The sequence below is a fragment of the Sinorhizobium sp. B11 genome (assembly GCA_039725955.1).
Lineage (GTDB): Bacteria > Pseudomonadota > Alphaproteobacteria > Rhizobiales > Rhizobiaceae > Rhizobium.
Genome location: CP091033.1, coordinates 313,882 through 338,639 on the forward strand (window position 1 = coordinate 313,882; position 24,758 = coordinate 338,639).

Annotated in this window: 23 protein-coding genes, 1 pseudogene and 1 riboswitch; of the genes and pseudogenes, 13 read left to right on the forward strand and 11 right to left on the reverse strand. The window is 59.5% G+C overall.

All coding sequences use genetic code 11. From position 1 onward, the window contains the following. Positions 1–4 precede the first annotated feature (4 nt). From LVY75_01430 to ribB, 4 genes are all read left to right on the forward strand, one after another. A complete protein-coding gene (locus tag LVY75_01430) occupies positions 5–793 on the forward strand; it encodes an SDR family oxidoreductase (protein XAZ20654.1) in 789 nt (262 codons plus the stop codon). Between the two features lie 4 nt (positions 794–797). Beyond that, positions 798–1,535, forward strand: a complete 738-nt coding sequence (gene tpiA, locus LVY75_01435; protein ID XAZ20655.1) for a triose-phosphate isomerase — start codon at positions 798–800, stop codon at positions 1,533–1,535. A 74-nt stretch (positions 1,536–1,609) separates the two neighbouring features. Continuing rightward, complete coding sequence (locus tag LVY75_01440; protein XAZ20656.1) at positions 1,610–2,392, forward strand: glucose 1-dehydrogenase; 783 nt, start codon at positions 1,610–1,612, stop codon at positions 2,390–2,392. Positions 2,393–2,498: 106 nt separating this feature from the next. Then, a riboswitch (FMN riboswitch) is annotated at positions 2,499–2,643 on the forward strand. 115 nt (positions 2,644–2,758) lie between these two features. Further along, positions 2,759–3,385, forward strand: coding sequence for a 3,4-dihydroxy-2-butanone-4-phosphate synthase (gene ribB, locus LVY75_01445; protein ID XAZ20657.1), 627 nt, complete (start codon positions 2,759–2,761; stop codon positions 3,383–3,385). Positions 3,386–3,468: 83 nt separating this feature from the next. On the opposite strand, the gene LVY75_01450 is transcribed toward ribB, so the two are convergent. The 6 genes from LVY75_01450 to LVY75_01475 all read right to left on the reverse strand — a co-directional run bounded on the left by LVY75_01450 (position 3,469) and on the right by LVY75_01475 (position 9,680). Then, on the reverse strand, positions 3,469–4,599 hold the full coding sequence (locus LVY75_01450; GenBank protein ID XAZ20658.1) for a Gfo/Idh/MocA family oxidoreductase: 1,131 nt from the start codon (positions 4,597–4,599) through the stop codon (positions 3,469–3,471). A gap of 11 nt (positions 4,600–4,610) precedes the next feature. Then, the gene (locus LVY75_01455) at positions 4,611–5,396 is read right to left on the reverse strand and encodes a ThuA domain-containing protein (protein XAZ20659.1); all 786 of its coding nucleotides are present in this window, start codon (positions 5,394–5,396) and stop codon (positions 4,611–4,613) included. Positions 5,397–5,472: 76 nt separating this feature from the next. After that, on the reverse strand, positions 5,473–6,501 hold the full coding sequence (locus LVY75_01460) for an ABC transporter ATP-binding protein (GenBank protein ID XAZ20660.1): 1,029 nt from the start codon (positions 6,499–6,501) through the stop codon (positions 5,473–5,475). A 12-nt stretch (positions 6,502–6,513) separates the two neighbouring features. Next, positions 6,514–7,344 carry a carbohydrate ABC transporter permease gene (locus LVY75_01465; protein ID XAZ20661.1) on the reverse strand — a complete coding sequence of 277 codons (831 nt, stop codon included), beginning with the start codon at positions 7,342–7,344 and terminating at the stop codon, positions 6,514–6,516. Beyond that, the gene (locus LVY75_01470; GenBank protein ID XAZ20662.1) at positions 7,344–8,330 is read right to left on the reverse strand and encodes a sugar ABC transporter permease; all 987 of its coding nucleotides are present in this window, start codon (positions 8,328–8,330) and stop codon (positions 7,344–7,346) included. The genes LVY75_01465 and LVY75_01470 overlap by 1 nt, the downstream gene beginning before the upstream one ends. A gap of 84 nt (positions 8,331–8,414) precedes the next feature. Next, positions 8,415–9,680 (reverse strand): ABC transporter substrate-binding protein, encoded by a 1,266-nt coding sequence (locus tag LVY75_01475; protein XAZ20663.1) that lies wholly within the window; start codon positions 9,678–9,680, stop codon positions 8,415–8,417. Between the two features lie 299 nt (positions 9,681–9,979). Between LVY75_01475 and LVY75_01480 the strand changes: the two genes are divergently transcribed. Further along, on the forward strand, positions 9,980–11,005 hold the full coding sequence (locus tag LVY75_01480; GenBank protein XAZ20664.1) for a substrate-binding domain-containing protein: 1,026 nt from the start codon (positions 9,980–9,982) through the stop codon (positions 11,003–11,005). Between the two features lie 166 nt (positions 11,006–11,171). Here LVY75_01480 and LVY75_01485 read toward each other — a convergent pair whose 3' ends face one another. Next, entirely contained in the window at positions 11,172–11,963 is a 792-nt protein-coding gene (locus LVY75_01485; GenBank protein ID XAZ20665.1) for a phenylalanine 4-monooxygenase, read from the reverse strand. 120 nt (positions 11,964–12,083) lie between these two features. Between LVY75_01485 and LVY75_01490 the strand changes: the two genes are divergently transcribed. Beyond that, positions 12,084–12,545 (forward strand): Lrp/AsnC family transcriptional regulator, encoded by a 462-nt coding sequence (locus LVY75_01490; protein ID XAZ20666.1) that lies wholly within the window; start codon positions 12,084–12,086, stop codon positions 12,543–12,545. Between the two features lie 35 nt (positions 12,546–12,580). On the opposite strand, the gene LVY75_01495 is transcribed toward LVY75_01490, so the two are convergent. Continuing rightward, positions 12,581–13,060, reverse strand: coding sequence for an Lrp/AsnC family transcriptional regulator (locus tag LVY75_01495; protein XAZ20667.1), 480 nt, complete (start codon positions 13,058–13,060; stop codon positions 12,581–12,583). Between the two features lie 127 nt (positions 13,061–13,187). Between LVY75_01495 and hppD the strand changes: the two genes are divergently transcribed. The 5 genes from hppD to gfa all read left to right on the forward strand — a co-directional run bounded on the left by hppD (position 13,188) and on the right by gfa (position 18,315). Then, positions 13,188–14,297 carry a 4-hydroxyphenylpyruvate dioxygenase gene (gene hppD / locus LVY75_01500; protein XAZ20668.1) on the forward strand — a complete coding sequence of 370 codons (1,110 nt, stop codon included), beginning with the start codon at positions 13,188–13,190 and terminating at the stop codon, positions 14,295–14,297. Positions 14,298–14,370: 73 nt separating this feature from the next. Beyond that, positions 14,371–15,732 carry a homogentisate 1,2-dioxygenase gene (hmgA, locus tag LVY75_01505; GenBank protein ID XAZ20669.1) on the forward strand — a complete coding sequence of 454 codons (1,362 nt, stop codon included), beginning with the start codon at positions 14,371–14,373 and terminating at the stop codon, positions 15,730–15,732. A gap of 46 nt (positions 15,733–15,778) precedes the next feature. Continuing rightward, positions 15,779–16,789, forward strand: coding sequence for a fumarylacetoacetate hydrolase family protein (locus LVY75_01510; GenBank protein ID XAZ20670.1), 1,011 nt, complete (start codon positions 15,779–15,781; stop codon positions 16,787–16,789). 39 nt (positions 16,790–16,828) lie between these two features. Continuing rightward, positions 16,829–17,461, forward strand: coding sequence for a maleylacetoacetate isomerase (gene maiA / locus LVY75_01515; protein XAZ20671.1), 633 nt, complete (start codon positions 16,829–16,831; stop codon positions 17,459–17,461). 281 nt (positions 17,462–17,742) lie between these two features. Beyond that, positions 17,743–18,315: an S-(hydroxymethyl)glutathione synthase gene (gene gfa, locus LVY75_01520; GenBank protein ID XAZ20672.1), complete on the forward strand. Its 573-nt coding sequence runs from the start codon at positions 17,743–17,745 to the stop codon at positions 18,313–18,315. A gap of 105 nt (positions 18,316–18,420) precedes the next feature. On the opposite strand, the gene LVY75_01525 is transcribed toward gfa, so the two are convergent. Continuing rightward, the gene (locus tag LVY75_01525; GenBank protein XAZ20673.1) at positions 18,421–19,110 is read right to left on the reverse strand and encodes a TetR/AcrR family transcriptional regulator; all 690 of its coding nucleotides are present in this window, start codon (positions 19,108–19,110) and stop codon (positions 18,421–18,423) included. Positions 19,111–19,246: 136 nt separating this feature from the next. Between LVY75_01525 and LVY75_01530 the strand changes: the two genes are divergently transcribed. After that, entirely contained in the window at positions 19,247–20,452 is a 1,206-nt protein-coding gene (locus LVY75_01530) for an HlyD family secretion protein (GenBank protein ID XAZ20674.1), read from the forward strand. A gap of 23 nt (positions 20,453–20,475) precedes the next feature. After that, positions 20,476–22,071, forward strand: coding sequence for a DHA2 family efflux MFS transporter permease subunit (locus LVY75_01535; protein XAZ20675.1), 1,596 nt, complete (start codon positions 20,476–20,478; stop codon positions 22,069–22,071). Between the two features lie 138 nt (positions 22,072–22,209). Here LVY75_01535 and LVY75_01540 read toward each other — a convergent pair. Beyond that, positions 22,210–23,274, reverse strand: a pseudogene (locus tag LVY75_01540) (LLM class flavin-dependent oxidoreductase). Between the two features lie 90 nt (positions 23,275–23,364). Further along, positions 23,365–24,741, reverse strand: a complete 1,377-nt coding sequence (locus LVY75_01545; protein ID XAZ20676.1) for an LLM class flavin-dependent oxidoreductase — start codon at positions 24,739–24,741, stop codon at positions 23,365–23,367. Between the last annotated feature and the right edge of the window lie 17 nt (positions 24,742–24,758).

Below are 24,758 nucleotides of genomic sequence, written 5' to 3' on the forward strand. Positions count from 1 at the left end.
AGCGGTGTCCGACATCTCTCTGAACGCACCAAAACTATTCGATCTCAGCGGCCAGGTCGCCATCGTAACCGGCGCCGGCAGCGGCATCGGGCAAAGGATCGCCATTGGTCTTGCCCAGTGCGGCGCCGATATAGCGCTTCTCGATCGCCGCACCGATGACGGCCTTGCCACCACGGCCAGCCATATCCGGGCTGCCGGCCGCCGCTCGATCGAGATTGCCGCCGATGTCACCAGCAAGTCGTCTCTGGCGGATGCGGTCGCCCGCACTGAAGCCGATCTCGGTGCTCTCTCGCTTGCCGTCAATGCCGCCGGTATTGCCAATGCCAATCCCGCCGAGGAGATGGAAGAGGATCAGTACCAGACGCTGATGGACATCAACCTGAAGGGTGTCTTCCTGTCCTGCCAGGCTGAAGCGCGGGCGATGTTGAAGAATGGCCGCGGGGCTATCGTCAACATCGCCTCCATGTCGGGCGTAATCGTCAATCGCGGTTTGAGCCAGGCCCATTACAATGCCTCGAAAGCGGGCGTGATCCATATGTCGAAGTCGTTCGCCATGGAGTGGGTCGGGCGCGGCATCCGCGTCAACACGATTTCGCCGGGCTATACCGCAACGCCGATGAACACCCGGCCGGAGATGGTACATCAGACCAAGCTCTTCGAAGAGCAGACGCCGATGCAGCGCATGGCCAATGTCGATGAGATGGTCGGTCCGGCGGTCTTCTTGCTGTCGAATGCTGCAAGCTTCGTGACGGGCGTCGATCTGCTCGTCGACGGCGGCTTCTGCTGCTGGTGATACGATGCGCAAGCTGATCGCAGGCAATTGGAAAATGAACGGTCTCATCTCCTCCCAAGCTGAGATCGAGGCGCTGAAGGGACTAACGGGCAGCGCGACGTGCGATATCGTCGTCTGCCCGCCCCTCACGCTGATCGATCGCGCGGTGGAGCGGGTCAGGGATTCGAACCTGGCCATCGGCGCACAGGATTGCCATGCGCAGCAGTCAGGTGCGCATACCGGCGATGTCTCTGCTGAAATGCTTGCCGATGTCGGCGCGCGCTATGTCATCCTCGGGCATTCCGAGCGCCGTGTGTCTCACGGCGAAGATGATGAAATTGTCCTTGCAAAGGCGGTTGCCGCTCGTCGGGCGGGCCTGATCGCGATCGTGTGCGTCGGTGAAACGCGGCACGAGCGCGATGAAGGGCGAGCGATCGAAGTTGTTGGCGGGCAGCTGAGAGAATCCGTTCCCGAGGGAGCAACGAGCGCCAATCTCGTCATCGCCTACGAACCCGTATGGGCGATAGGAACCGGGCTGGTGCCGACCAACGAACAGATTGAGGAGGTCCATGCCGCGATCCGGCAGATGCTCGAAGAGCGGCTGGGCGATGACGGCCATTCGGTCAGGATCCTCTATGGCGGTTCGGTCAAGGCATCCAATGCCGAGGCGATTTTCGGGCTTCGCAATGTGGATGGAGCGCTGGTCGGCGGTGCTTCGCTGAAGGCATCGGAATTTGCCGGGATCATTTCTGCAGCCGTTTGAAGTCTGGTGAGGAGGCAAGTGTCGCCGGTTTGCAAAACGGCGCTCACGCGGGCTCCAGTGAAAGGATAAAGAGAATGCAACGCTTCGAAAACAAGACCGTGGTCATTACGGGTGCAAGCCGCGGTATCGGTGCGGCGATTGCCAAACGCTTCGCGCGCGAGGGCGCCAATCTCGTGGTCTCCGCCAACGAGGAAAGTGTGCATGGCGTTGCCGAGCAGATCAAGGCCGACGGCGGAAAGGCGATCTCCTTTGTTGGCGACGTTACCGACAAGGCAAGCGTCAAAGCTCTCTATGACGCCGCTGAGGAGGCCTTCGGCGCTGTCGACGTCTCAATCCAGAATGCCGGTGTCATCACCATCGCCCGCATCGAGGACATGACCGAGGGCGAGTGGGACAAGGTCATGGCGGTCAATACCAAGGGCGTGTTCCTCTGTGCCCAGGAAGCGATCGCTCGCATGCGCAAACATGGTCGCGGCGGACGTATCATCAACACGGCTTCCGGCCAGGCACGCGATGGCTTCATCTATACGCCGCATTATGCTGCCTCGAAGATGGGCGTCGTCGGCATCACCCAAAGCCTTGCCAAGGAAGTCGCGACCGACGGCATCACCGTCAACGCCTTCTGCCCGGGCATAATCGAAACCGACATGTGGGCCTATAATGACCAGGCATGGGGCAAACTGCTCGGCAACTACGCACCCGGCGAACTCATGAAAGAATGGGTCGAAGGCATCCCGATGAAGCGTGCCGGATCGGGCGAAGATGTCGCCGGCCTTGTCACTTTTCTTGCAAGCGATGACGCGGCCTATATCACCGGCCAGACCATCAATGTCGATGGCGGGCTGATCATGTCCTAGCGCTGTTCGACAATAGGAAACGGTGCTTTCATCACCGAGAGGCAATTCTCGCGACGTGATCTGTACCCAACCTCTTGCAGAACAAGCCATTCGTCATTTACATAAGCAGTGTTCTCAGGGCGGGGTGCAATTCCCCACCGGCGGTATCGAGGCAACTCGGAGCCCGCGAGCGCCTTCGTGAAAGCGAAGGGTCAGCAGATCCGGTGAGATGCCGGAGCCGACGGTCACAGTCCGGATGGAAGAGAGCAACGCAGAGGACGCCGCTCGGCATGCGGCGTTTCATATGCTTGTTCGCCCAAGGGATAATGGTGGCTTTTGACAGGCCATGAATGCCGCTCACGCGGCTAACCCTTGAAAGGCAGAGAAATGGCAATTTCCAAGATAGAAGATGCGATCGCCGCGATTGCGCGGGGCGAGATCGTGGTTGTCGTCGACGACCGCGATCGGGAAAACGAGGGCGACCTCGTCATTGCATCCGAAGCGATCACCCCGCAGGCAATCGCCTTCATGATGAATTATGCCCGTGGCCTCATCTGCGTGGCCATGGAAGGTGAGCGGTTGGACGAACTGCAGATCCCGCAGATGGTCCCCAACAATACCGAACTCCTGAAGACGGCGTTCACCGTCTCGGTTGACTATATCCCTGAAACGACAACCGGTATTTCAGCCGCTGACCGCGCCGCAACCGTTCGCGCGCTCATCGGCGAGGATTCCCGCCCTGAGGATTTTGCGCGGCCCGGTCATATCTTCCCGCTGCGTGCGCATGCGAACGGCGTGCTTTCGCGTCCGGGCCATACGGAGGCGGCTGTGGACCTCGCAAGGCTGGCTGGCCTGTCACCCTCGGGTGTCATCTGTGAAGTGGCCAATGATGATGGCACGATGGCGCGTCTGCCGGAGCTTGAGCAGTTTGCCGAGCGGCACGGCCTTCACTTGATCACCATCGAGGATCTCATTGCCTATCGGGGCGTGAGCGCGGCTGGTAGGGCTGCCTAGCTGCCGGTTGAGCAGTAAGCAGAGCGAGCTCAGTCGGCTCAAGGAAGGCCCGAACATTCGGGCCTTCGATATTTTCCAACCCGTCAGACGACGAGTGCCAGCACCGGCCCCTGATCGTCCGCCTTGCCTCCCGGTTCCTGGTCAGCCGTGGCTTGCTGCGTGTCAGAGGCCAGCAGATTGAGCTCCCGGCGTTCTTTCTCCGATACGATCGCGAGATCGATGACCTTCTGCAGATTGGCGGCGTGGCGGAAGGTGGGATCGTCCTGCTTGCCGGTCCTGACGGCTTCTGCAAAGCGCTGATAATTGGTCAGCACTGCCGGCACCTCGATATCACGCCAGGTGGCGCTTTCAATGTCGTCGCCGAAGCAGCCGCGAAGATCCGAACCATCCGGGCGGTGGATGACTTCGAGGCTGCCTTTTTCGCCATAGATGCGCAGCTTCAGCTCGTTCAGATGCCCGGTCGCCCAGCGGGTCGCATGGATGACTCCGAGCGCGCCATTGGTGAAATCGACCGACATGGTGAAGCTGTCATTGGCATCGAGCATGTACTCGCCAATCTGCCCGCCGGGTGCCTTGTTGAAGGTCTTCAGCCGCGCAAAGACGTGATCGATGTCAGTCGCCGCACCATAGGCGGCAAAATCCAGGATATGGATGCCGACATCCCCGAGCACGCCGTTCGATCCGTGGCCGGTAGACAAACGCCAGAGCCAGCGCGATTCCGTGCGCCAGTCGCCCCAGGCGCGAGATACCAGCCAGCTCTGCAGATAGGACGCTTCCACATGACGAATAGTGCCGAGTTCGCCGGCCAGTACCATCTCGCGGGCGCGCTGCAGCGGTGCGACATTGCGATAGGTAAGGTTCACCATGTTGATGACGCCGGCCGCTTCCGCGGCTTCTGTCATTTCCAAGGCATGCGCATAGTTTTCCGCCAGCGGCTTCTCGCAAAAGACGTGCTTGCCGGCGGCGATCAGCGCGAGGCTTGTCGCGTGGTGGATGCGGTCAGGCGTGACGTTTGTGGCTGCATCGAATTCGCCCCAGGCGATCGCCTCGTCGAGCGTGCTGAAGCGTTTTTCGATGTTGAAATGATCGGCGAACTCATCGAGCCGCGCCCGATCCGTATCGACGGCGCCGACCACCTCGACACCGTCGATGGCGAGGAAGTTGGCAACCTGGTTTTTGGCCATCGTGCCCGTACCAAGAACGAGTAGACGCATTTCTATTCTCCTCAGCGGTAACCGGCTTCGCCGGCCTGATGCAGTCTCGGGCCGCGTTCGACGATCGGCTCCAGTGCTTTTTCTACCGGCACATTTGGAGCATCGGTGATGCTCTTCAGATCGCCTTGCGGGTTATAGGCCCACTTCACGCCGTTGATCAGCACCTTCTGCACGGTTGCATCGTGATAGGTCGGGTAGGTTTCGTGACCCGGACGGAAATAGAAAATGTTGCCGGCACCACGCCGCCAGGTCAGGCCCGAGCGGAAGACTTCGCCGCCCTGGAACCAGGAGATGAACACCGTCTCCAGCGGCTCCGGCACGGAAAACTGCTCGCCGTACATTTCCTCGTTTTCCAGTTCGAAATGCTCGCCGATACCGGCTGCAATCGGATGGCGCTGGTTGATCGTCCACAGCCGCTCGCGCTCGCCCGCCTCGCGCCACTTGAGTGCGCAGGGAGTGCCCATCAGCCGCTTGAAGATCTTCGAGAAATGACCGGAATGCAGCACCAGGAGGCCCATGCCTTCCCAGACCCGCTTGGCGACGCGCTCGACGACGACGTCGGAGACAGCGCCATGGTCCTTGTGACCCCACCAGGTCAGAACATCGGTCTCGGCAAGCCGGGCTTCGGTGAGGCCATGCTCGGGCTCCTGCAGTGTCGCGGTCGTTGCCGAAATCGCCGGATCGGTGTTCAGCGCCTTGGCGATGGTCGTGTGCATGCCTTCAGGGTAGATGCCCCGGACGATCTCATTGGTTGTCTCATGGATGTTCTCTCCCCATACGACGGTGCGAATGGCCATGACTATGCTCCTTTACAGCAAGTAGCGGACCGGAACCGATGGGAGGCGGTCAGATCCTGTTGGTTTGATGGGTTGTTCAGGCAGCGCCCTTGAAAGGAACCCTTTCGAGCGCGCGTCCGGATTGGTCGAAGCGGTGAATGCGGCCGTTGAGCGGCGATACGCCCAATTGTTGGCCGGGCTGATGGCTGGACACGCCGGTCTCTCGAACGATGAGCGGCTCCGCGGAACCGATGTCGAGGTAGACGAAACTGTCCGAGCCGAGGATTTCGGAATGGATGACGGTACCGGTCCACGCTGGGGCCTGATCGGCGAATTCGATATGTTCGGCCCTGACCCCGATCGTGTGGGCATTATAGGGTGCTGCAAACGGACCGGAGAGAAAGTTCATCTTCGGCGAGCCGATGAAACCGGCAACGAAGATCGAATTCGGGGTCTCGTAGAGTTCGATCGGTGTTCCGACCTGTTCGACAACGCCATCGCGCAAGACACAGATCCGGTCGGCCAAGGTCATGGCCTCGACCTGATCATGGGTGACGTAGATCATCGTCGTGTCATGCATGCCGCGGTGAAGCTTGGCGATCTCCAACCTTGTGGCAACGCGCAATGCAGCATCGAGGTTCGACAATGGCTCATCGAAGAGGAAGACCTTCGGGTCACGAACGATCGCGCGGCCGATGGCGACGCGCTGGCGCTGACCGCCCGAAAGCTGGCGCGGCAGCCGCTCCAGATAGAGTGAGAGCTGCAGCATGCCGGCCGCCTGTTCGACGCGCGCCTTGCATTCTTCCCTGGTCCGGCCGGAGAGCTTCATGCCGAAGGCCATGTTCTCGTAGACCGACATATGCGGATAGAGCGCATAGGACTGAAAGACCATCGCGATGCCGCGCTTCGATGGTGAAAGGCGATTGACCGGCTCGCCATCGAAGGAGAGCGTGCCTGACGTTATGTCCTCAAGTCCCGAGATCAGGCGCAGCAAGGTGGACTTGCCGCAGCCGGACGGGCCGACGAAGACCATGAATTCGCCCTTGCGAATGTCCATGCTGACGCCCTTGATGACCTCAAACGCGCCGAAGCTCTTGCGGATATTATCGAGTCTAATCTGTGCCATGTCGCGCTTTCCTCAGCCTTTGACGCCGCCGGCCGTCAGCCCGGAAATGATCCGGCGTTGAAAAATAAGGACAAGGATGACGACGGGCACGGTAACGATGACCGATGCCGCCATGATATTGCCCCAGGGGATTTCGAACTGACTGCCGCCCGAAAGCAGAGCGATCGCCACCGGCACCGTCCGTTGCGCATCCGACGAGGTGAAGGTCAGGGCGAACAGAAATTCATTCCAGGCTGTGATGAAGGCGAGCAGGCCGGTGGTGACGAGCGCTGGCCACATCAGTGGCATGAACACCTGCGTGATGATGACCCAGGGGGAGGCGCCATCCACGATGGCCGCCTCTTCGATCTCGATCGGCAGATCCCGCATGAAGGTCGTCAGCACCCAGACCGTGAAAGGCAGCGTGAAGATCATGTAGGAGAAGATCAATGCGAAGGGGGTATTGAAGATGCCGATCCAGCGGATGAGCTCGAAAAGCCCCGCCAGGACGGCGATCTGCGGAAACATCGAGACGGACAGGATGGTCAGCATCAGGAGCGCTCGGCCCCGGAAATGCACGCGGGCAAGTGCGTAGGATGCGGTCACGGCGAGCAGCAGAGAGGCGGCAACCACGAGGCAGGCAATGAGCAGCGAATTGCCGAGGCTGCGGATGAAGCTGCCCGTCGTCAGCACGCCTGCATAGTTTTCCAGCGAGATCGAACTTGGCCAGTAGGTGACCTCGAAAAGGGCGGTGCCGGCTTTGAAGCTCGTCAGGATCGCATAGTAGAACGGGAAGACTGCGATGACGACGATGACGGCGACCAGCAGATAGAACAGGGTATTCTTGGTGGCTGTGAGCAGCATCAGTGTTCGCGCCCCCCGAGTTTGACGCGGCCGAGCCATATGTAGAGCACGGTGACCGAGGCGATGATGAGAAACAGAACGGTGGAGGCGGTCGCGCCATAGGCGAACTTGTCGAAATCGAAGAGGTTCTCGCGCGCCATCACCGACATGGTCTTGGTCTGGGCGTTGTTCGGTGTCAGCACGTAGATGAGGTCGAAGATGCGCATGGCATCGAGCATGCGGAAGATTACTGCAACCATGATGGCCGGACGTATCAGCGGCAGGGTCAGACGCCAGAAGACTTTGACGGGATTGATGCCGTCGATCTTGGCAGCCTCGTAGATGTCGGCTGGAACCATTTGCAGGGCTGCGAGGATCAACAAGGCCATGAACGGCGTCGTCTTCCAGACGTCGACGATCAGCACGGCAATCATCGCGGTATTGGGATCCGCCGTCCAAGCGATTTTCTGACTGATGAGCCCGAGGCCGAGAAACATGTCGTTGAGGATGCCGAACTGGTCGTTGAGCATCCAGGCCCACATCTTGGCGGAAACGATGGTCGGGATCGCCCAGGGGATGAGGATGGCGGCGCGCACGATGCCGCGGCCAACGAATTGTGCGTTCAACACAAGAGCGACGATGAGGCCGAGCGCGGTTTCGATCGTCACCGACAACAGCGTGAATTTTGCCGTGTTCCAGACCGCACCCCACCAGGCGGGATCTGCCAGCAGTCCTCTATAGATCGTGCGGCCGCTCTTCAGAGTGACCCAGGAAAGATAGTTGTCGAAGCCGACGAACTTGGCATCGCCTAGGTTCGTCAGCGACGCGTTGGTGAAGCTGAAATATATGGTGCGGAACAGTGGCCAGCCGGCAACGATGGCAAGGATCAACAGGGTCGGAGCCAGAAAGATCCAGGCGGACCGGACGCGTTCTGCGCTCAGATCCGAAGAGATCGCTTTTGCGCGCGCGCCCGTGCTCAGATTTTGGGAGACTGCAACTTCACTCATGGAATATCCGCTTCATGAGACAATCGACGACGGCGTTATCGGAAGCGGCAGCGGCGGGAAATCCGACGCTGCCGCCTCGATCGGTTACCAGCCGCTGCCTTGCAGCGTCGTCAGATCGGCTTCGAGAAGCTCTAGGTTTTCTTCAGCTGTCCCGCTTCCGGAGAGCGTATTGTGGACGGCAGTCCAGAACTTGGCGGAAACCTCGTTATACTTGACCTTGGCAACAGCCGACGGCCGCGGCACGGCGTTCTCGAAGATCGGCTTCCAGTTCGGCATGAAAGGCTGCGCGGCGGCAATATCCTTGTCGTCATACAGAGCCGACTGGGTCGGCAGGTTTGAAAGCTCGATAGCGCGCTGCTTCTGGCTATCCTTCGAGGTCAGGAACTTGACGAGTTCGATCGCCGCATCCGGGTTCTTCGAATATTTCGAGACGGCGAGGTTCCAGCCGCCAAGCGTCGAGGAGGGCTTGTCGCCTTCTGCGGCAACGGGAAGCGTCGTCACGTCAAACTTCCCTTTGACCGGGCTGTCGGCGCCGTTGCCCAGCGCATAGGCGTAGGGCCAGTTACGCATGAAGACGGAGTTGCCGGTCTGCCAGACGCCGCGGGATTCTTCTTCCTGATAGGCAAGCACGCCGCTCGGCGAAATCGTGCCGATCCAGCCCTTGGCGCGATTGAGTGCTGCCGCAGCCTTCTCGTTATTGATTGAAATCGTGCCGTCGGTCTCGATGATCTGGCCGCCGCCCGAGGACTTGACCCATTCCAGTGCATCGCAGGTCAGGCCTTCATAGGCATTGCCCTGGAAGACATAGCCCCACAGGTCCTTCTTACCGGCGGCGCGTTCCTTTTCCTGGATTTCCTTGGCGGTTGCCTCCATCTCGTCCCAGGTCTTCGGCGGCTGTTTGCCGTATTTTTCAAGAAGATCCTTGCGGTAGAAGAGAGCCGGCGCGTCCGTGTAAAGCGGCATTGCGACCAGGCGGCCGTTCACGGTCTGGGAGGCAACGATCGCCGGGAAAAAGTCGCCGACGACGTCCTTGGTGGCATCCTTCAGATCGACGAACTGGTCTGCCAACTGCGGGGCCCAGATAACATCCGTCTGGTAGACGTCGACATCTGTGTTGCCGGCTGCGAGCCAGAGCCGATACTGCGAAAACTGTTCCGTGGATGAGGACGGCATGGTGACGATCTTAACGGTATTGCCGGTGGCCTTCCCGAAGGCATCGAGCTGCTTACGGAGCAGATCGAGGTTTTTGCCGGTAGAGCTCGCTGAAATGCTGATCTCGGCGGCATAAGACGGTACCGACGCGCCGATAAGCGCAGCCGCGACAGCGGCCGCTGTGAAACGAAACTTCATTTTCTCCTCCCAAAGACCAAATTGAAATCGATTTGGCTGTGAAAACCTGTCAGAAGGTTGATACCCTGTCAAGGCGGATTCTGGGCTGCTACCGGTACTTGTTTAGCAATACAAAATGTCGTTATAAATCAATGGTGAAGTCATGAGTCGTGATTTCCTGAGCCTGGTGGCGGTCATCTAGGCGGCGAATAAAATTGAAATCGATTTGAGAAAATATAGTCGACGGCATAGAATGTGGAATTTGCGAGGCCGATGGTATAGATGCCCGGCAGCGCAGGCGATGAAAGTCTTTTCGGTCAATGAAACTCAAAGAGTTCGCAAAACAACTTGGATTATCTCCCACGACTGTCAGCCGCGCGCTCAGTGGCTATCCCGAGGTAAGCGAGGTGACGCGCGCCCGCGTCGTTCAAGAGGCCGTGCGGCTGGGCTATAGACCGAACGTCAATGCGGTCAGGCTGAAAACCGGCCGGGTTGGCGCTATTGGCGTTGTCATGGGGCGCGCCGGCGAGTTTCACTTTGCGGAATTCATGGCGGGCATGGCGGAGCGTCTTGTCACGGAAGACACCGATATTCTGGTCATTCCGATGGCTAATCCAGAATCCGATGCAGAGATGCAGCTTTACAGGCGGCTGGCGGAAAGCCAAAGGGTGGATGCAATGATCGTGCATTCGCCTCGACCCAACGATCAGCGCATCGCTTTGCTGCATGAGTTGGGAATGCCGTTTCTCGTTCATGGCCGTTCAGATATCGACGTGCCGCACCCCTGGCTCGATATCGACAATGAAGGAGCCGTACGCCGTGCGACTTCGCATCTGATCGATCTCGGTCATACGAGGATTGCGATGATCAATGGCCGCCAGGGTGCGACCTATGCTCTGCATCGTGACATCGGTTACCGCAGCGCCTTGCAGAGCTACGGGATCGACGTCGATCCGCAATTGATCGCCAACGGCAATTTTACCGACGAACTCGGTTTTCGCTTTGCACGCTCATTTCTCGAACAGCCGAAGCGGCCGACGGCATTCGTCGCCGGATCGATGATGACGGCGCTCGGCATTTATCGGGCCGCGCGTTCGCTGGGGCTGCAGATCGGCAGCGATGTCTCGGTCATCGCACACGATGACGTCTTTCCCTATCTGACGGCCGACAACATGGCCCCATCTTTGTCGGCTACCCGGTCGTCGATGCGTGCGGCTGGTACGCGTTGCGCCGATCTTGTCCTGCAGCTTCTCGCGGGGCGCTCGCCGACGGAGATCCACGAATTATGGCCGGTTGAACTCATTCTGCGCGAGTCCACCGGGCCGGTGCGAGCGCTTCAGACCTGAGCGATTGACGTTTGCGAAGCATCGCTGACGTCGTCGGGTCGTCAGTTGCCTCAGGGCAAGATCATCTGGGAGGTTGAGCTGGACCGAATTGAGCGTTGCCAGGATTGGAAGATCGGTGAAGGGAAGGCCAAAGCTCGCTCCTCGCCACCGCCATATTGTCAGCGTTTCACGAAGCTTTGGCTTCGAAAGCTGGCGCGAAATCGCCCAGCGATTTCGCCTTCAGGATCATGCCTTCGATATCCTGTTCGACGATCGCTTCAAGATCGGCAAAGCTGTCGATGACGTAGTAGATCGGTTGGAGGATATCGATCCGGTAGGGCGTTCTCAGCACGCTCATGAGATCGAATGGCCGAAATTCGCATGCCGTGCCTTCCATTGCCGCCTTGGCTTCGCTTGGCGATGAAACGATCCCTGCGCCGAAGCAGCGGCGGCCTTGCGGCGTATTGATCAGGCCGAACTCGACGGTAAACCAGAAGATACGGAAGAGATGCCAGGAATAGCCTTTGCCAAGGCGGACGGCGGCTTCGCCGAAATGTCGCACGAAATTGGCATAGCTCTGGTTGGTGAGCATCGGACAATGGCCGAAGACCTCGTGGAACAGATCCGGCTCCTCGATGTAGTCGATATGTTCGCGACGGCGCAGGAAGGTTGCGAGCGGGAATTTGCCTTGCGACAGAAGTTCATAAAAGCGCGAGGGCGGAATGAGCGCCGGTACGCCTTCCACGCCGAAGCCGGTGGTCTCGTTCAGGCGCCTGTTCACATCGAGAAGCTGAGGCACCTTGTCGGGTTTGAGCCCCAGCATTTTAACGCCATCAAGATATTCGCGGCAGGCCGTATTGGCGAGCAGCTTCATCTGGCGCCGGTAAAGTTCGCCCCAAATTGCATCCTCTTCGGAGCTATAGTCATATAGACCATCGGTCCCGGGCAATTTTGCGGTGTAGCTGCTTTCCTTGGTCATGATCTGATCCTCGCGGGGACGGCGTCCACGCCATTATCCCCCAGATTTGGAGGATTTTCTTTTCTTTCGTGGTGGCTGTCGCCATAATGGCGGCAAATATTCCCGAGCAGGCTGCCAAAAATGAAAGAATCTGGGAATTTTCGCCGTAAACTTCTGCAACTCGTCCAGGCCGACGGCAGCCTCTCGCTGGCAGACCTGGCGGAAAAGGCCGGCATGTCTCAGAGCTCGGCCTGGCGGAAGATCCAGGAGCTTGAGGCTGACGGTGTCATCCGCAAGCGCGTGACGCTGCTCGATCCCGGAAAACTCGATCTCAAGCTCTGCGTCATCGCGCATGTAACACTGGAGGATCATCACGAAGAGGCGGTCGCATCCTTCGCTTCGGTGGTGCTGGAGCGGCCAGAAATCATGGAGTGCTACGCCTTGTCAGGCGCCTTCGACTACATGCTGAAGATAAGGGCGAGAGACGTGGAAGGCTACGAAGCCTTCATGACCCGCTACCTCATGCGCAACCCGCATGTGCGTACGGTTGTATCGAGCTTCGTGCTGCGCGAGCTGAAATTCTCGACCGAGCTGCCGCTCTGACGCTTGGTGCCGGATCACCGAGTGCGGTCGCGATGTCAATGACCCGGCATGTGTATCGGAAAGCCTTCGAATGTTTTCAGCGTGTCGAGCACGATCGAGGTCTTCACGTGCTGCACCGACTCGTGGGGTAACAGAACGTCGTTGACGAATTTCGAGAGGTCGGCGAGCCCGCGGGTCGCTACCTTCAGGTGATAGTCCATTTCACCGGTCAGCGCATAGGCTTCGAGAACTTCCGGCAATCCGTTGATCAGCTGCGAAAACCTGCGGGCATTGTCCCTGTTGTGGGTCGCAAGCGTCACGGAGATGACCACCAGCATATCCAGACCCAGCTTCTGTTGATCGAGATAGGCCCGGTAGCTGCGAATATATCCCTCGGACTCCAGTCTGGTGCGCCGGCGCGAGCATTGCGAGGGGGAAAGCGCGATCCGCTCGCCCAACTCATTGTTCGTCAACCGCCCATCTTTTTGAAGCTCCTGGAGCAGGCGTAAATCCAATTTGTCGAGCTGTTCATCCATTGCGCAAAACCTCAAAAATCCTCACGAAGTGTGCATAATCTTTTCCTCTTGCGTGAAGAATGCAAGAACTTTGCATGCGTTTTGCGCCACACTTTGCATATCGAAGTCCAGTTCCCAGGAGGAGAAAATGGGCCCTTTTCCACATGACGCGCCGCCCTCGGAAATCACTGCCGACAACCCGGCCGGCACCGATGGATTCGAGTTCGTCGAATTCGCCCATCCTGAGCCCGAGAAACTGGGCGAACTCTTTGCGCGCATGGGCTACGTCCCAGTCGCAAAGCACAAAACGAAAGACATTACCGTCTGGCGTCAGGGCGACATCAATTATGTCCTGAATGCAGAACCCGGCAGCCATGCCGCTCGTTTCGTCGCAGAGCATGGTCCCTGCGCTCCGTCGATGGCATGGCGCGTGGTCGACGCCAGACACGCATTCGATCACGCCGTGTCAAAAGGCGCAGTGCCCTATGAAGGGGACGACAAGGCGCTCGACGTCCCGGCGATCGTCGGTATTGGCGGCTCGCTGCTCTACTTCGTCGAGACCTATGGCGCAAAGGGATCGGCCTACGATGCCGAGTTCGATTGGCTTGGCGAGCGTAATCCGCATCCCCAGGGGATCGGTTTCTACTATCTCGACCATCTCACCCACAACGTCTTTCGCGGCAACATGGACAAGTGGTGGGATTTTTATCGAAACCTGTTCAATTTCAAACAGATTCACTTCTTCGATATCGATGGGCGTATCACCGGTTTGGTGAGCCGGGCGATCACGTCGCCCTGCGGCAAGATCCGCATTCCGCTGAATGAATCGAAGGACGACACGAGCCAGATCGAGGAATATCTGAAGAAGTACAGGGGCGAGGGCATCCAGCACATCGCGGTTGGAACGGAAGATATCTACGAGGCTACCGACGGGCTTGCCGACAATGGTCTGCGCTTCATGCCAGGCCCTCCGGAGACCTATTACGATATGTCTTATGAACGCGTGAATGGGCATAGCGAACCCGTCGAACGCATGAAGAGGCATGGCATCCTCATCGACGGCGAGGGCGTGCTGAATGGCGGCATGACGAAAATCCTTCTCCAGATCTTCTCCAAGACGGTCATCGGCCCGATCTTCTTCGAATTCATCCAGCGCAAGGGCGACGAGGGCTTCGGCGAGGGCAATTTCCGTGCTCTCTTCGAGTCGATCGAGGCCGATCAGATCAAGCGTGGTGTCATCGGGACTGCGGCGGAGTAAACTCTTGGGGCTGTCCCGCGCGTCTGAAGAGATGCGCGGCGCTGCAAGAGTTTTCGGGGGGAGGAGTTGAGCAATGGACCAGACATCGATCCAGGCTTCCGAGGGTGAAGCAGTGATTGCGAACAAGCTGAAATATATGCCGGGATTCGGCAACGATTTCGAAACGGAGTCGCTTCCCGGCGCCCTGCCGCAGGGACAGAACAGCCCCCAGAAATGCAATTACGGTCTCTATGCCGAGCAGCTTTCCGGCTCGCCGTTTACCGCACCGCGCGGGACGAATGAAAGGTCCTGGCTTTATCGGATTCGCCCGAGTGTACGCCACACAGGCCGCTTTTCGAATGTTTCCTACCCGCTCTGGAAAACCGCGCCTTGCCTGGACGAACATTCGCTTCCCCTCGGGCAGCTTCGCTGGAACCCCATTCCCGCGCCGACCGAGAAACTGACATTCCTTCAGGGCGTTCGGACAATGACGACGGCGGGCGACGTCACGACCCAGGTGGGCATGTCGGCCCATGCCTATGTCTTCAATGAGGACATGGTGGATGACTACTTCTTCAACGCCGATGGTGAACTGCTGATCGTGCCGCAGCTCGGTGCCATCAGGGTGTTCACCGAAATGGGCATCATGGATGTCGAACCCCTGGAAATATGCCTCATCCCGCGCGGCATGATGTTCAAGGTTCTGAGAGGTGGCGAACAGCCGGTCTGGCGCGGATATATATGCGAGAATTACGGCGCGAAATTCACCCTGCCGGACCGAGGTCCCATCGGCGCCAATTGCCTGGCGAACCCGCGCGATTTCAAGACACCCGTCGCCGCTTTCGAAGACAAGGAAAAGCCTTGCCGCGTCCATGTGAAGTGGTGCGGAAAATTCTATGTCACCGATATCGGTCATTCACCGCTTGATGTGGTGGCGTGGCACGGCAACTATGCCCCCTTCAAATACGATCTGCGGACGTTTTCGCCTGTTGGCGCGATCAGCTTCGATCACCCTGATCCGTCGATTTTTTCGGTGCTGACCGCCCCGACCGAAGATGCAGGCACGGCGAATGTCGATTTCGTGATCTTTCCACCGCGTTGGCTGGTAGCCGAGCACACTTTCCGTCCGCCTTGGTATCACCGCAACATCATGAGCGAGTTCATGGGCCTGATCCATGGGCAGTATGACGCCAAGGAGGAGGGTTTCGTCCCCGGCGGCATGAGCCTGCACAACATGATGCTCGCCCACGGGCCAGACGCACTTGCCTTTGAAAAGGCATCCAACTCCGAGCTCAAGCCGGTGAAGCTGGATCACACCATGGCTTTCATGTTTGAGACCCGGTACCCGCAGCAATTGACGAAATATGCAGCCGAGCTTGAAACACTGCAGGACAATTACATGGAGTGCTGGGACGGCCTGGAACGCAAGTTCGATGGAACCCCCGGTATCAAGTGAGGCATCACGCAAATAGGTCAGACACCCTCCGGTACGGGAACGGGATATGAAGCTCGCGACATTAAAAGACTCCACGAGAGATGGCCGGCTTGTCGTCGTCTCCCGCGACCTTACCCGCTGCTCCGAAGTCAGTCACATTGCCCGCACCCTGCAGGCAGCTCTTGATAATTGGGAGCAGGTGGCTCCGAGGCTCGAACAAATTGCTGAGGGCATCGAGGCAGGAGCACAGCCCACGATCCGGTTTCACGAGCACGATGCCGCATCGCCTTTGCCGCGGGCCTACCAGTGGGCCGACGGTTCTGCCTATCTCAACCATGTCGAACTGGTGCGCAAGGCGCGTGGCGCCGACATGCCGGCGAGCTTCTGGACCGATCCGCTGATGTATCAAGGTGGTTCGGACGGCTTCCTTGCGCCGCGAGATCCGATCGTGATGGCTGACGAGAGCTACGGGATCGACATGGAGGGCGAGGTTGCCGTCATTACCGGCGACGTCGCCATGGGGTCCGGCCCGCAAGCTGCGCGCAATGCCATCCGTCTGGTAGTGCTCGTCAACGATGTGTCGCTGCGCGGCCTTATACCGGACGAACTCGCCAAGGGATTTGGCTTCTTCCAGTCCAAACCGGCATCGGCATTTTCTCCGGTCGCGGTGACCCCGGATGAGCTCGGGGAGGCCTGGGATGGCGGCAAGGTGTGTCTGCCGCTGCTTGTGAGCCTGAACGGCACGACATTCGGCAAGGCGAATGCCGGCATCGACATGGCGTTTGATTTTGGCCAGCTCGTCGCTCATGCCGCCAAAACCCGCAATCTGGTGGCTGGAACGATCATCGGTTCGGGAACGGTTTCCAACAAGCTGGATGGCGGAGCGGGCAGGGCGGTCGAAGATGGAGGGGACGGCTACTCATGCATCGCCGAGATACGGATGATAGAGACGATCGAAACCGGGGCGCCGAAGACCCCGTTCATGAAGTTCGGGGATCAGGTCCGCATCGAGATGAAGGATCATGCCGGCCATTCGATCTTCGGGGCGATCGAGCAGACCGTCGAGAAATATCGATAATTCCTTCAGCCGGAATCGTCCTTTGAGGAGCAAGCTGCAGTGAACAACGTCGTTCTTTATGACTACTGGAGGTCATCGGCGAGCTATCGCGTCCGCATTGCGCTCAATCTCCTGGAGATCGATTACGAAACAGTGCCGATCAACCTGCTGGAGGGAGCGCACAGGAAGCCGGAATATCTGGCGCTCAACCCGCAGGGGCTCGTCCCGACACTGGTGATCGATGGGACAACTCTCACTCAATCACTGGCAATCATCGAATATCTTTCCGAGCTTCGGCCGGAATGCGGGTTGCTGCCGGCAGATAGTTCCGATCGCCAGAAAGTGCGCGCCTTTGCATACGCGGTCGCCATGGACATCCATCCGATATGCAACACGCATGTCGTGGCGCATCTCATGACCGTAACGGACAAGAGCGACGCCCGCGAGGAATGGATGAAGCATTTCATCTCGGACGGACTTCGCAAGCTGGAGGCGATGATCGATCCGGCTGGCGACCGGTTCAGCTTTGGACGTACACCGACGATGGCGGACCTCTGTCTGGTTCCACAGGTATACAATGCACGCCGCTGGGGAGTGGACATGTCCGACTTCAAGCGGATCGTCGAGATCGATGGCAAATGCGCCAAATTGCCAGCCTTCCAGGCAGCCCATCCTGACCGCGCGAAACCCTGACGCAAAGACAGGTTTGCGGGAGTGCGTGAGCACGACCGATGAGCCCGCATCCCAACTCGATGTGCTCCTCGAGCCGACCGTCGGATAAGCTTTCGAACGTCCGCTCGCATAAGCGCGACTGATCCTCTCTCACGCGCAGAAGAGGGGCGGACGATATCGGTAGCGTGGTGATATACTCTCTTCCGGAGGAGGTCTCGTGCTGGCCATCGAGGGGTTTGCGCGGTGACACAGGGCTTGGCCACGGCATTCCGCCGCGGCCCAGGAAGGGAAGGAGACAACGCATGAACAATGTAGCGATCCACCCAATCGTGGATTCAGGATACCGGGCGACCGATGCGTCATTTGTCGGCGGCACGCTCGTATGCAATTGCGCGAGCAATCCGGTGAAAGTCCGTGTCAAGGGCGATATTGCCCATAACCATGCCTGTGGCTGCACGAAGTGCTGGAAGCCGAAGGGTGCGGTCTTTTCAGTGGTTGCCGTGGCGCCGACTGCCAACGTCGAGGTTCTGGAGAACGGAAACAAGCTGGCGGTCGTCGATCCGTCTGCGCTCATCCAGCGCCATGCCTGCAAGGATTGCGGGGTCCACATGTACGGGCCTGTCGAGCGCGACCATGCTTTTCAGGGCCTTTCCTTCGTTCATCCAGAACGGTTCCAGGAGAAAGGCTGGGCGGCACCCGGCTTTGCCGCCTTCGTATCGTCGATTATCGAAAGCGGATACGATCCCGGCAAAATGGGCGACGTACGTTCGCGCCTCAAGGGGGTTGGGCTTGAGCCTTACGATTGCCTTTCGCCCGGCCTGATGGACCTGATCGCCACCTGGACAGCGAAAAAAGCGGGTGTTCTCGCGGCCTGATGTGGCGCAGTTCCGCCGGATGCCGTCGCGATCCTCGCGGCGGTGCTCCGGCGCGAGATAGATTTCATGATATTGCACCGGGCAATTCGGCGAGTGCTCGGTATTTCAGCCGTCGGCGTTCTTCGCGTGGATATGCTCCGCGCTATCATAAGCCGCGCACCCCCTGAGGAAAATATCGGCGCACATTCTCGCCCTCGAAGCGATCTCCTCGATATTCGGCGGCGGCAGCTGGCGCAGCATGGTGGCGCGTTGGGGCTCCATGATCATCATCCCGCGCAGCATGCCGCAAGCGGCGTGCGGGTCCTCGAGTTTGATCAGTCCGTGTTCCACCTGACGGCGCAGCCAGTTTTCCATCGACGCGTTGGTGCGCATGATCGCCTTGTCGTAGAAAGAGCTGGCGAGCTCGGGAAAGCGGTCGGATTCGCCGATGACGAGGCGTGTAATCGTGATCGTATCCTGCGAAAGCGTCAGCATGCCGTAGGCCATCAGCATGCGTTCCAGCCCCTGGCGGAGTTCGGCCGTTGCTAACGTGCCGGGATCGAGCGCCATGAGAAAGCGTTCCGTGCGATTCGAGACCATTTCGGAAAACAGATCTGCTTTGGTAGGGAACAGGCGATAGAGCGTCTTCGTCGAAACGCCGGCTTCCTGGGCGATTGCGGCGATGCTGACCGCGGCATAGCCATTCTCGTGAAACTGCTTGTTGGCGGCTTCGATGAGCACGCCGCGCGTATCCTCGTCACAACGCACCTGCGGCCTGCCACGTGGCTTCTTCTCAATATCGTGATTTTGGACCATCGTGATTTTCCAAATTCTTGTTGACTTCTCCTTTTTAACTCATATTTTGGAAAATATCAAGTTTCCTAAATTGGACTTGAGCCGAATTTCAAGGCCGCAGCCGAGACGACGGCGACCTTCCACAAGGAGAGTGACGATGTCCGCCAAGAAGCTGTATGCCCTGAACAACAACGCCGCCACGGCCGATGGGCCGGTCACCGAAACGACAGCGGAAGCCATGCCTGCGAGCCTTGATGCCGGCAAGACGCCGCGTGTCGCTGAGCCCGTCGCTCCGGCTGCGGAAGCGCCGGGTCGTAAACGTGTTCGCCGTTCCCTGCTGCTCGGTGTGGCCGCCATCGCCATCGTCGCTGCGGCTGCCTATTATGGTCACGATTATTGGACGGTCGGGCGCTTCGAAGTCTCCACCGATGATGCCTATGTCAAGGCAGACAGCACGACGGTCGCTCCTAAGGTCTCAGGGTATCTTTCAAAGGTCCTCGTCAGCGACAATGAAACAGTGAAGGCCGGCCAGCCGCTTGCCCGCATCGATGACCGGGATTTTCGTACTGCGCTCGACCAGGCGAAAGCCGATGTCGCTGCTGCCGAAGCCACCGTCAATGCCAAGCAGGCTTCGCTCGACATCCAGCAGTCGACCATTGCCGCCGCTCGCGCCACGCTGGATGTCGACAAGGCCAACGAGACCTTCGCCGAGCAGAACAACAAGCGCTACACCAACCTTGCCACCAACGGTTATGCCCCGGTCCAGACGGCCCAGCAGGCAGCGTCCGCGATTGCGGCTGCCCAGGCAACGATCGTTCGGGATACGGCGGCTCTCGACGCCGCAACCAAGCAGGTCGAGCTTCTGAATGCCGAACTTGCCCAGGCCAAGGCAACGCTTGCCCATGATCAGGCTGTCGCACAGCAGGCCGAGCTCAACCTCTCCTATGCGACGATCGTCGCTCCGATCGACGGCACGGTCGGCAACCGTACGCTGCGCGTCGGTCAATATGTCCAGGCCGGCACGCAGCTGATGGCTGTGGTGCCGACGACGGCTGCTTATATCGTGGCCAATTACAAGGAGACACAGCTGACCGATGTCCATGCCGGCCAGCCCGTCGCTATCGAGGTCGACATGTTCCCGGGCCGCACCTATCACGGCCATGTCGACAGCCTGTCGCCGGCAAGCGGCCAGGAATTTGCGCTGCTGCCGCCCGACAACGCCACCGGCAACTTCACCAAGGTCGTTCAGCGTATCCCGGTAAAGATCGTGCTTGATGGCGATGCTGCCGAAAAGGGCGATCTGCGCCCCGGCATGTCCGTCCAGCCGAGCATCGACACCAAGGTCGATGCTAGCGGCAACTAAGCGAAGGGGCAGGAGATCGTGTCATGTCCAGTATCGCAACAACATCAGGTGCCATCCCGCAGCCGGGTGCCAGCACCAAGGCCAGCACAAGGGATTGGATCGCCGTTCTCGCCGGCATGATCGGCGCCTTCATGGCGATCCTGAATATCCAGATCACCAATGCCTCGCTTCTCGATATCGAGGGCGGCATCGGCACAGGTGTCGATAACGGCGCCTGGATCTCCACCTCCTACCTGATCGGCGAGATCGTCGTCATCCCGCTGACGGCCTATTTCAGCAATGTCTTCTCGTTCCGCCGCTATATCCTCGTCAATTCCATCCTCTTTCCGCTCTTCTCGATGGCCTGTGCCTTCGCCCATGATCTCGGCACGATGATCCTGCTGCGCGGCCTGCAGGGCTTTGCCGGCGGCGTGCTTATCCCCATGGCCTTCACCATGGTGCTGACCAAGCTGCCGAAGAACCAGCAGCCGCTTGGCCTTGCCGTCTTTGCCTTGTCGGTCACCTTCGCCCCGGCCATCGGCCCGACGATCGGGGGCTACCTGACGGAGAATTACGGCTGGCAGACGATCTTCTTCATCAACACCATCCCGAGCCTCCTCATGGCGGCGGCTCTCGCTCTGACGCTTGAAAAGCAGCCGATGCAGCTTCACCTCCTGAAGGAGGGCGACTGGGCCGGCATCGTCACCATGGCAATCGGCCTTTCGGCGCTGCAGACCGTGCTGGAAGAGGGCAACAAGGACGACTGGTTCTCCTCGCCCTTCATCGTCAAACTCGCCATCGTGGCCTTCGTCTTCCTGGCCGCCTTCATCTGGATCGAGCTCACAGTCAAGAAGCCGCTGGTAAAGCTGCGCCTGCTTACCCAGCGCAATTTCGGTATCGGCGTGCTGGTCAATGTGCTGGTTGGCGTCGCACTCTTCGGCACCGTCTACATCCTGCCGCAATATCTTGGCCAGGTTCAGCGCTATAATGCCGAGCAGATTGGCAACGTACTCGCCTGGACCGGTCTGCCGCAGCTCCTGCTCATCCCGCTGGTGCCTGTGTTGATGAAGCGGTTCGACGCGCGCTACATAGGCTTCCTCGGCATCTCGATCTTCGCGATCAGCTGCTTCATGAACATCACACTTTCGGCCAACAATGCCGGCGACCAGTTCTGGATCCCGAATATAGTGCGTGCCATAGGCCAGGCGCTCGTTCTGACGCCGATCACCGCCATCACCACGGCCGGCATCGCACCGGCAGACGCTGCCGCCGCCTCTGGCCTCACCAACATGCTGCGCAATCTCGGTGGTGCGGTCGGCACGGCTTCGCTCGGCACCATCCTGACGAAGCGCGAGCAGTTCCACTCGAATATCATCGGTCAGTCGATCACCTTGACCCGTGACGAGGTGCGCGATCGCCTGACCCAGCTGTCAGGCTACTTCACCCAGCACGGTGTCACCGATCCGGCCGTCGCATCGCAGAAGGCGATCGTCGCTCTTGGCCAGATCGTCAAACGTCAGGCACTGATCATGGGTTTCAGCGATACGTTCGCGGTCATCGGTGTGGTGCTCGCGCTGGCAGCAGTTGCTCTGCTTCTCACGAAAAAACCGCAGGCCGGCGGAGGCGCGGGCGCCCATTGAGATGACGATCTCAATCCTGCCAGCCCAATCATCTGTTGCAGTTTGCACCCGGTCGCAGACGACCGGGTGCATTCAGGTGAGTACGTCGGCAGTAGCTTTGCGCGTTTCCGGCAGGGCGTCAGCAGATGGCACGGAGCCTTTTAGCAGCGGCAGCAGGTGGTTCCCTTGCCGCTTGATCTCCGAGAGATAAGGCGTGTCGGAGAGCACGAAATGGGTGATGCCGAGCGCCTGGTACTTCCGCAGCGAGCGTGCGACATCCTCGGCGGAACCCACGAGCCAGGTCGTGCCCGCGCCGCCGCCGCCGAATTTGCCCGGCGCGGTGTATAGATTGTCGTCGAGCACTTCACCGCGCTGATGAAGATCGAGCAGCCGCTGCTGCCCTACGGCGACAGCCCGTTGGTGATCGTGCCAGCCGACACCGCTATTGTCAGCCATTTCCGCAACCTTCGCTTCGGCATCGGCCCAGGCCTCTTCGGTGGTGTCGCGGACCAAGGTTGTAATCCTCAGCCCGAATTGAAGCGGCGGCAGGTCGCGGTCGAGATCGCGGCTCAGCCGCTTCAAACGGTCGATCCGTTCGCGCACGCCATCGAGCGGTTCGCCCCAGAAAAGCTGGACGTCGGCTTCGGTGGCCGATACGCGCTCGGCCGCCTCCGATGCGCCGCCGAAGTAGAGCTTCGGATGGCGACGCTCACCGCGGGCCTCGATGCGCGGCACCACGGTGGATTCGGTGACCCCGAAGTGCTCGCCTGCATAGGTGACGGTTTCCTCCGTCCATAGTTTTCGCACCAGCCGCATGAATTCCTTTGTGCGCGCATAGCGATGCGCCTGATCGCCTTCGCTGTCGCCATAGGCCGCCAGATTGTCCTTGCCGGAAACAATGTTGACGCGCACGCGCCCACCGGTGAGGTGATCGAGCGAGGCTGCTGCCGAAGCGAAATTCGCCGGCCTCCAGTAGCCGGGACGGATCGCAATCAGAGGCTCGAAGGTCGTCGTCCGCGCCGCAAGTGCGGTTGCAACGGTGAAGGTGTCCGGACGGCCCCAGCCTGTGCCGATGAGCGCACCCTTCCAGCCGTGCTCTTCGAGAGCCCTGGCATGGCTCGTCAGCGTTTCCAGGCTGTTGTGGCTTTCAACGGCGGAATCGCCGCGGTGGCCGGGTTTGATGGCATTGGGGATATACCAAAGGAATTCCGGATTGCTGGTCATGCAATATACCCGCGGTTCTCTATTATCGAATTATCTGGAACGGGCGGCTGGGGTTTTCCGCGAGCCACTCCGTATCTCCTTGGCGATGGATTACCCCGCCGCCCTGCTTTCTTCGCTTTCTTTCACCCTCAGCGCCAGGCCGTTCGGCGGGCGGTGAAGACCGAGATTCTCGCGCAGTGTCGCGCCCTCGTATTCTTCACGGAACAGGCCCCGCTTGCGCAGGATCGGCACGACCTGATCGACAAAGTCAGTTAGTCCGGTCGGCAGGATCGGCGGCATGATGTTGAAGGCGTCGGCCGCGCCATTGTCGAACCATTCCTGCATCGCGTCCGCCACCTGTTCCGGCGTGCCGACCACCGTGCGGTGGCCGCGTGCAGTGGCGACCGCCAGGTAGAACTCGCGTAGGGTCATGTTGTTGCGGGAAACCAGATCGGTGACCAGCTTGAGGCGGCTCTTGTTGAGTTCGGTGCTGTCTGGAAGCGGCGGGGCCGGATCGTCCAGCGAATAACCGGTGAGATCGACGCCCTTGTAGTGGCGTGCCAGGATATTCCAGGCGACCGAGGGGTGGACGAGCGACTGGATATAGTCGTAATTCGCCTTGGCCTCAGCCTCCGTACCGCCGAGGACCGGGAAAATGCCAGGGCTGATCAGCAGCTCGTCCGGGCTGCGCCCGTAGCGGGCAAGACGTCCTTTGACGTCCGAGTAGAATTCCTGAGCGTCTTCCAGTGTCTGATTGGCGGTAAAGATCATCTCGGCAGTGCGTGCGGCGAGTTCGCGCCCGGGCTCCGATGCACCGGCCTGGACGATGACTGGATAGCCCTGAACCGGGCGGCCGACATTCAACGGTCCGCTGACACTGAAGAACTGACCCTTGTGGTTCAGCTGATGCACCTTGTCAGGATCGAGGTAGACGCCGCTTTCCTTGTCGCGGATGAAGGCATCGTCCTCATAGGAATCCCATAAGCCCTTCACCAGATCGACGAATTCTTCGGCCCTTGCATACCTATCGGCATGAGCCGGGTGGCCGGGGATAGAGAAATTCTTGGAGACGTCAGCGCCCGTGGTGACGACATTCCAGGCCGCACGTCCCTTGGAGATATAATCCAGCGAGGCGAATTTGCGGGCGAGCAGATAAGGGTCTTCGTAGGTGGTGGAGGCGGTCGCGACGAAGCCGATATGGCTTGTGGCCTGCGAAAGCGCCGCCCACAGGGTGATCGGCTCGAAATGGGCGCCCTGCGCTGTGCGGCGCAGGGCTTCCGGATCCTTTGCGCGTTCCCAGCCGGCAGGGCTGTCGGCAACGAAAACGAGATCGAACTTGCCGCGTTCCGCCGTCTGAACCAAGTCGCGATAGTGATCGATATTCAAGCCGGCATCGGCCTGCGCATCCGGGTGGCGCCAGGCGGCGATATGATGGCCCGTTGCCATGATGAACGCGCCAAGCCGTATCTGTCTTTTCTGACTTGCCATGATGACGATCTCCGTTG